At 67.9% G+C, this 7,225-nt stretch carries 8 protein-coding genes; all 8 read right to left on the minus strand.

Annotated elements, in window-relative coordinates; translation table 11 throughout:
* Nucleotides 1-61: 61 nt before the first annotated feature.
* On the minus strand, nt 62-1,459 hold the full coding sequence (gene thrC / locus WAL33_RS18080) for a threonine synthase (RefSeq protein WP_422182957.1): 1,398 nt from the start codon (nt 1,457-1,459) through the stop codon (nt 62-64).
* Nucleotides 1,459-2,148 carry an SURF1 family protein gene (locus WAL33_RS18085; RefSeq protein ID WP_422182959.1) on the minus strand — a complete coding sequence of 230 codons (690 nt, stop codon included), beginning with the start codon at nt 2,146-2,148 and terminating at the stop codon, nt 1,459-1,461. Before WAL33_RS18085 ends, thrC begins: the two co-directional genes overlap by 1 nt.
* Nucleotides 2,141-2,503, minus strand: a complete 363-nt coding sequence (locus WAL33_RS18090) for a DUF983 domain-containing protein (protein ID WP_422182961.1) — start codon at nt 2,501-2,503, stop codon at nt 2,141-2,143. The genes WAL33_RS18085 and WAL33_RS18090 overlap by 8 nt, the downstream gene beginning before the upstream one ends.
* A 70-nt stretch (nt 2,504-2,573) precedes the next feature.
* Nucleotides 2,574-3,449: a cytochrome c oxidase subunit 3 gene (locus tag WAL33_RS18095; RefSeq protein ID WP_422182963.1), complete on the minus strand. Its 876-nt coding sequence runs from the start codon at nt 3,447-3,449 to the stop codon at nt 2,574-2,576.
* A 71-nt stretch (nt 3,450-3,520) separates the two neighbouring features.
* Nucleotides 3,521-4,159: a cytochrome c oxidase assembly protein gene (locus WAL33_RS18100; RefSeq protein WP_422182970.1), complete on the minus strand. Its 639-nt coding sequence runs from the start codon at nt 4,157-4,159 to the stop codon at nt 3,521-3,523.
* Between the two features lie 31 nt (nt 4,160-4,190).
* Nucleotides 4,191-4,346, minus strand: a complete 156-nt coding sequence (locus tag WAL33_RS18105; protein ID WP_422182964.1) for a hypothetical protein — start codon at nt 4,344-4,346, stop codon at nt 4,191-4,193.
* Nucleotides 4,343-5,377 (minus strand): heme o synthase, encoded by a 1,035-nt coding sequence (gene cyoE, locus WAL33_RS18110; protein WP_422182966.1) that lies wholly within the window; start codon nt 5,375-5,377, stop codon nt 4,343-4,345. The genes WAL33_RS18105 and cyoE overlap by 4 nt, the downstream gene beginning before the upstream one ends.
* A gap of 96 nt (nt 5,378-5,473) precedes the next feature.
* Nucleotides 5,474-7,141 carry a cytochrome c oxidase subunit I gene (gene ctaD, locus WAL33_RS18115; RefSeq protein ID WP_422182968.1) on the minus strand — a complete coding sequence of 556 codons (1,668 nt, stop codon included), beginning with the start codon at nt 7,139-7,141 and terminating at the stop codon, nt 5,474-5,476.
* Nucleotides 7,142-7,225: the final 84 nt, after the last annotated feature.

The following is a 7,225-nucleotide window of genomic DNA, read 5'->3' on the forward strand; positions in this document are numbered from 1 at the left end:
GTCCTGGCGCTTCCGGGTTGGGGCTGGGGACACGCCGCAAGGGCATGTCCCCGGGCTGCGGTCAGCTCGCCACGAACTCCCGCACGAAGGCCTTCACCGTTTCGGCGTCGGCGGGCAGGCGGTCGAACTTCTCGGGCTTCTTGGACAGGTCCGGCGTGGCGCGCGGGGTGGCCGGGACCACGCCGGCGGCGGCCGCGACGGCCTCGGGGAACTTGGCCGGGTGGGCGGTGGACAGCACCACGACCGGCGTCGTGGGATCGGCCAGGCGCAGGGTCGCGGCGGCCGCGACGCCGACGGCGGTGTGCGGGTCGATGACCTCGCCGGTCTCGTTCAGGGTCGACAGGATGGTCTTGGCGGTGTCGGCCTCGCTGACCGACGCGCCCTGGAACAGCTCGCGCATCTTGGCGTGGGCGCTGGGCGGGATGTCCAGCACGCCGGTGCCGGCGAAGGCGCGGAACGCCCGGCCGGTCTCGACCCCGTCACGGCCGACGGCTTCGAAATAGAGGCGCTCGAAGTTCGACGCGACCTGGATGTCCATGGCCGGGCTCTGGGTGGCGGCCACCGCGCCGCGCGCATAGCGGCCCTCCTCGAAGGCCCGGGCCAGGATGTCGTTGGAATTGGTGGCGGCCACGATCCTGGCGATCGGCAGGCCCATGCGGGTGGCGACATAGGCCGCGTAGGCGTCGCCGAAATTGCCGGTGGGCACCACGAAGGCCACCTTGCGGGCCGGGGCGCCCAGGGCGACGGCGGCCGTGAAGAAATAGACGCTCTGGGCGGCGATCCGCGCCCAGTTGATCGAGTTGACGCCCGACAGGTCGACGGCGTGACGGAACTGGTCGTCCGAGAAGGCCTGCTTGACGATGGCCTGGCAGTCGTCGAACGAGCCCTGGATCGAGACGCAGGCGACGTTCTTGTCGGTCGCCGTGGTCATGAACCGGCGCTGGACCTCGCTGATCCGGCCCTCGGGGAACAGGGCCACGATGCGGGCGTGCGAGCGGCCGCGGAAGGCCTCGACGGCCGCGCCGCCGGTGTCGCCCGAGGTGGCGCAGATGATGGTCATGGTCCGCGACTGGCGCGACAGCACGTAGTCGTACAGCCGCCCCAGCAGCTGCATCGCCACGTCCTTGAAGGCCAGGGTCGGGCCGTGGAACAGCTCCAGCAGGTGGCGGCCGGGGGCCAGCTGCTTCAGCGGCGCGACGGCGGCATGGGCGAAGGAGGCGTAGGCCTCGTCGCACATCTCCTGCAGGTCCTCGGCGGGCAGGTCGTCGCCGACGAACTTGCCGATCACCGTGGCGGCGACCTGGGCGTAGGGCTGGCCGGCGAAGGCGGCGATCTCATCGGCCGTGAAGGTCGGCCAGCGCTCTGGCACATACAGCCCGCCGTCGGGGGCCAGGCCCGCCAGGACCGCGTCCAGGAAACCGATCGAGGGGGACTCGCCCCGGGTCGAAACGTAGCGCATCAGGATCTCATCTTCCGCCAGAGCATGGCGGCATAGATAAACAGCAGGGTCACGGCAAGACCGAACCACGTCAGGGCGTATTCCAGGTGCCGATTGGAAATTTCTGCCGGAAGCGGCGCGGGGACGATTCCGGGCGGGGCGGGGGTCGCGGTCTCGACCATCAGGATGTAGGGCGCGGGCTTGTCGGCGGCGAAGCGGGTCAGCGTCGCGGCGCGGTCGCCGCCCAGGGACTTGGGGGCCATCAGCACGCCCACGGCCTGGGCCGGAGCGGCCAGGGCGAGCGGCGTAGGGGCCGACTGGCCGGTCAGGGCCTTGACCACGCCCAGGTCCAGCAGGATCGCGCCATAGCCCGCTCCCGGGGTCCGGCAGAGGGCCGTGGCGCGCCAGACGATGTCGCCGTCGCGCACGCCATAGACCAGGGGCAGGGTCTGGGCCTTGTCGGGCGCGCAGTCGACCGCGACGCGGGTCCAGGACGCGTCGTCGCCCCCAGTGGCCGGCACGCCGGCCAGCACCGTGGCCAGGGGCTGGGCGGGCGCGGTCTTCAGGACCTCGATCCGGGCCAGCAGGTCCTGCTTCCAGGCCAGGCGCTTGATCTGCCAGCCGCCCAGGACGCACAGGATGGCGAAGGCGATCAGGGTGGCGATCGTCAGCCCGATCGGGAAGCGACGGTCCTTAACGGCCTCAGACATCGTGGCGGCCGGCCTCGGAGGCGTTGTTGGCGATCTGGGCGGCCACCATCAGGCCCTTGGCCGGCCGCATCAGGCCCAGGCACGCGACCAGGGTGATCGGCAGCCAGACCACCAGCAGCAGCCAGACCGGCCAGCCGAAGGCGAACATCGAAAACAGCGCCCCGAACGCGCACAGGAAGCCGGCGATCAGGATCACGAAGGTCGTCGCCCCATCGCCGGTCTCGTTGGCCCCCAGGTCGAAGCCGCAGGCCTCGCAGGTCTTGGCGATCTTCAGGAAGCCGTCGAACAGCATGCCCTCGCCGCAGTGCGGACAGCGGCCGGTCGCGCCGGCGAGATAGGGGTTCACATGGGCCATGGGTCTATCCCTAAAAGCAAAAAGGCCCGGAACACCATGCGGCGTTCCGGGCCCTCTCGAAGCGGATGATCTAGTGCGCCGAAGCGCCGAAGATCACGTAGACGAAGGCGAACAGGAACAGCCAGACCACGTCCACGAAGTGCCAGTACCAGGCGGCGGCTTCGAAGCCGAAGTGCTGCTTGGGGGTGAAGGCGCCGTTCAGCAGCCGGATCAGGCAGACGATCAGGAACAGGGTGCCGACGAACACGTGGAAGCCGTGGAAGCCGGTGGCCAGGAAGAAGGTCGAGCCGTAGAGGCCCGAATTGACCGCCGCTTCCGAGTAGAACAGCTGCTCGTGATTGATGTGAGCATATTCATAGACCTGGATGGTCGTGAACAGCGCGCCCAGCAGGATGGTCAGGATCAGGCCCCACTTGGCGCCGTTGCGGTCGCCTTGCTGCAGGGCGTGGTGCGACCAGGTGATGGTGGTGCCCGACAGCAGCAGGGTCAGGGTGTTGACCAGCGGCAGGTGCCAGGGCGAGACGGCCTCGACGCCGGCCGGCGGCCAGGTGGCCCAGGCGGCGCGGACTTCCTCGATGCCCGACAGGGTGCGGTGGTGGTGGAACAGGGCCATCTCGAAGAAGATCCAGAACCACGCCACGAAGAACATCACTTCCGAAGCGATGAACAGCACCATGCCGTAGCGCAGGCCGATCGAGACGACGGGGGTGTGGTCGCCGGCGTTGGCTTCCTTCACCACGTCGCGCCACCAGCCGAACATCGTGTAGAGCACGCCGGCCAGGCCGGTCGCGAACAGCCACCACTGGCCCTTCTCGATGCCGAAGACCCCGCCCTTGATCCAGGCGATCAGGCCGATGGCCATCAGCGTGGCCGAGGCCGAACCGACGAACGGCCACGGGCTGGGGGGCAGGATGTGATAGTCGTGTTTGACGGCGCCGTGGGCCATGTGCGTGCTAACCCTTTAATCCCTCTAAGCGCATCGACCGGTCCCCCCGCCGACGCGCTATGTTTGAAACGCTATAGCGCCCTCGGCGGCGTGCCGCCAAGGGGTTCGACGATACGCGGCGTCGTCGCCGCCTGTTTCCCGCCCGCCGCGTCCTCGACCGCCGGGAAGAAGGTGTAGGACAACGTGATCTCCGACTTGCCCTTGGTCTCCGGATCGGTCGCGAAGCCGGGGTCGACGAAGTAGACGACCGGGAACTCGACCGTCTGGCCGGGCGCGATCGTCTGGCTGGAGAAGCAGAAGCACTCCAGCTTCTGGAAATAGGGTCCGGCCTGCTCGGGCACGACGTTGTACATCGCCCGCCCGGTCAGCGGCTTGTCGCTGGTGTTGGTGACCTTGAAGAAGGCCAGGCCGGTGGCGCCGATGCGGACGTCCTGGCTGACCTGCATGGCCTGGAAGTCCCAGGGCAGGCCGCGGACATTGGCGTCGAATCGGATCTCGACCTTGCGGTCCAGCACCTGGGTCGGCTTGGCGTCGGCCTTGCGCACCGTGCCGTCGAAGCCGGTGGCCTGGCAGAACATCTTGTACAGCGGCACCGCCGCATAGGCCGCCCCGACCATGCCGAAGAAGGCCACGCCGCAGATCGCCGCCACCTTCAGGTGACCGCGCCCCTTCGGCCGAGGCCCGACGCCGACCAGATTGTCGGCCTCGATCTTGGCGAGGTCCTCGGGCGACAGGTCGTTCTTAGAAGTGGGGCCCAACATTGCCTCCCAGCTTCACGACGGTGACCACGAACACCAGGATGACGAACGCCGCCAGGCCCAGGCCCAGGGCGATGTTGCGGCCGCCGCGCGCCTTGGCGGCGGGATCCAGATCCTTGCTCGTCTTGGGGCGGCTCATAGCGGCGACTCCAGCACTTTCAGGCCCAGCACCGCCTCGGCCAACAGGGCGGCGAACAGGGCGAACAGATAGAGGATCGAGAAGGCGAACAGGTTGCGCGCGTGCCGGGCGTCACCGACCGGCTTGCCCCGCTTGGCGGCGGTCTCGCCCACCTCGTAGAGGTCGCGGTCGGCCGGGCGCGGATCGGCGGCGTCGCCGGCCGTGCTGGCGAACACCCGCCAGGCCAGGGTCAGGAACACCAGACCCCCAAGACCCGAGACCGCCAGATAGAGCCAGCCGCCCAGGCCGGTGAACACCGGCGCGATGCAGACCGGGATCAGCAGCAAGGTGTAGATCAGGATCTGCTTGCGGGTTTCCTTGGCGCCCTTGACCACGGGCAGCATCGGCACGCCGGCCTTAGCGTAGTCGGTGCTGATGTACAGCGACAGGGCCCAGAAGTGCGGCGGGGTCCACAAGAAGATCACCAGCACCATCAGCCAGGCGTTCAGCGGCGCGTGGCCCGTGGCCGCGGCCCAGCCGATGGCCGGCGGCAACGCGCCGGCCAGGCCCCCGATGACGATGTTCTGGGCCGTCCAGCGCTTGAGCCACATGGTGTAGACCACCGCGTAGAACACGATGGTGAAGGCCAGCAGGCCGGCGGCCAGCCAGTTGATCGCCATGCCCATCAGCATCACCGACAGCAGGCTCAGCACCACGCCCAGGGTGGCGGCCTCCTCGCCCTTGACCAGGCCGGCGGGCACCGGGCGGCCGCGCGTGCGGCGCATCTTGGCGTCGATGTCGGCGTCGTACCACATGTTCAGCGCGCCAGAGGCCCCGGCCCCCACGGCGATGCAGAACACCGCCACCGCCCCCAGCAGGGGATGGATCGGCGTGCGGGCGGCCAGCAGGCCCGTGAGCGCCGTGAAGACGACCAGCGACATCACCCGCGGCTTCATCAGCTGGAAATAGTCCTGCCAACGGGCGTGACGGACCGTGGCGGTCGCCTCGTCGGGGGTCAGGACATGTCCAGTCAGGACGGGGGTGGGGGCCATTGTACCTAAGGGTCTTCAGATCTTGATGGGCGAAGGGCGCGGGCTGGATTTTCATCCGACCCGCGCCCCCGCGTTTTGCGTGTCTCGACTACCAGATCAGTGGCTGTCGGCCTTGATGACCGGCGGATCGCTGAACTGGTGGAAAGGCGGCGGCGAGGACAGGGTCCATTCCAGGGTGGTGGCGCCTTCGCCCCACGGATTGGCCTCGGCCTTGCGGCGACGGATGGCGGCTTCCAGCAGGATGACCAGGAACACCACCACGCCCGCGGCGGTGATCACGTAGCCGATCGACGAGACGTGGTTCCACAGGGTGAAGGCGTCCGGATAGTCGACATAGCGACGCGGCATGCCTTGCAGGCCCAGGAAGTGCTGCGGGAAGAACACCAGGTTCACGCCGACGAACATGATCCAGAACTGCAGGCAGCCCAGGAACTCGTTGTACTTCACGCCCCACATCTTCTCGAACCAGTAGAAGAAGCCGGCGAAGATGGCGAACACCGCGCCCAGCGACAGCACGTAGTGGAAGTGGGCGACGACGTAGTAGGTGTCGTGCAGGCTGTAGTCGATGCCCGCGTTGGCCAGGACCACGCCGGTGACGCCGCCCACGGTGAACAGGAAGATGAAGCCGATCGCCCACAGCATGGGCGTCTTGAAGCTGATCGACCCGCCCCACATCGTGGCGATCCACGAGAAGATCTTCACGCCGGTCGGCACCGCGATGACCATCGTGGCGGCCACGAAATAGGCGCGCAGGTTGATGCTCATGCCGACGGTGTACATGTGGTGCGCCCACACGATGAAGCCGACGAAGCCGATGGCGACCATGGCGTAGGCCATCGCCAGGTAGCCGAAGATCGGCTTCTTGGAGAAGGTCGAGACGATGTGGCTGATGATGCCGAAGCCTGGCAGGATCAGGATGTACACTTCCGGGTGGCCGAAGAACCAGAACAGGTGCTGGAACATGACGGGGTCGCCGCCGGCGGCCGGGTCGAAGAAGTGGGTGCCGAAGTTGCGGTCGGTCAGCAGCATGGTGATGGCGCCGGCCAGGACGGGCAGCGACAGCAGCAGCAGGAAGGCGGTGATCAGCACCGACCAGGCGAACAGCGGCATGCGGTGCAGGGTCATGCCCGGCGCGCGCATGTTGAAGATCGTGGTGATGAAGTTGATCGCGCCCAGGATCGACGACGCGCCGGCCAGGTGGAGGGCCAGGATCGCCAGGTCCATCGACGGGCCGGTGTGGCCGGTGGTCGACAGGGGCGGATAGATCGTCCAGCCGCCGCCGAAGCCCTTGCCCGGGCCGCCGTCGACGAACATCGAGCACAGCAGCAGCACCCAGGCGGCGACCAGCAGCCAGAACGAGATGTTGTTCATCCGCGGGAAGGCCATGTCCGGCGCGCCGATCATGATCGGCACGAACCAGTTGCCGAACCCGCCGATCATCGCCGGCATGACCATGAAGAAGATCATGATCAGGGCGTGGGCGGTGACGACGGCGTTGTAGCCGTGCTTGGACTGCTCGATCAGGCCCATCAGGCTGATCGACGAGTTGGGACCGAAGATCTGGATGCCCGGCTCGGCCAGTTCCCAGCGGATCAGGCCCGACAGGGCGCCGCCCACCAGGCCCGCCATGATGGCGAACAGGATGTAGAGCGTGCCGATGTCCTTGTGGTTGGTCGAGAAGAACCAACGCTGGAAGAACGGCGGCTTGTGGTCGGCGTCGTCGTGCGAAGCGTCGTGGTGATCGATGTCAGCGGCGTGAGCCATCGGACTTAATCCTGCAATCGTATCTTAGGCCGCCGGCGCGGCGGGAGCCGCGGCCGGGGCGGAAGCGGGGGCGGCGGCCGGCGT

This window comes from Caulobacter sp. (assembly GCF_049283275.1).
In the GTDB taxonomy this organism is placed as follows: Bacteria; Pseudomonadota; Alphaproteobacteria; order Caulobacterales; family Caulobacteraceae; genus Caulobacter.

What these genes read in the sequence shown, in the direction of transcription:
- WAL33_RS18105 (WP_422182964.1), bottom strand. Translation starts at nt 4,346, where the DNA reads ATGAGCCGCCCCAAGACGAGCAAGGATCTGGATCCCGCCGCCAAGGCG.
- WAL33_RS18085 (WP_422182959.1), bottom strand. Translation starts at nt 2,148, where the DNA reads ATGTCTGAGGCCGTTAAGGACCGTCGCTTCCCGATCGGGCTGACGATC.
- WAL33_RS18095 (WP_422182963.1), bottom strand. Translation starts at nt 3,449, where the DNA reads ATGGCCCACGGCGCCGTCAAACACGACTATCACATCCTGCCCCCCAGC.
- thrC (WP_422182957.1), bottom strand. Translation starts at nt 1,459, where the DNA reads ATGCGCTACGTTTCGACCCGGGGCGAGTCCCCCTCGATCGGTTTCCTG.
- cyoE (WP_422182966.1), bottom strand. Translation starts at nt 5,377, where the DNA reads ATGGCCCCCACCCCCGTCCTGACTGGACATGTCCTGACCCCCGACGAG.
- WAL33_RS18090 (WP_422182961.1), bottom strand. Translation starts at nt 2,503, where the DNA reads ATGGCCCATGTGAACCCCTATCTCGCCGGCGCGACCGGCCGCTGTCCG.
- ctaD (WP_422182968.1), bottom strand. Translation starts at nt 7,141, where the DNA reads ATGGCTCACGCCGCTGACATCGATCACCACGACGCTTCGCACGACGAC.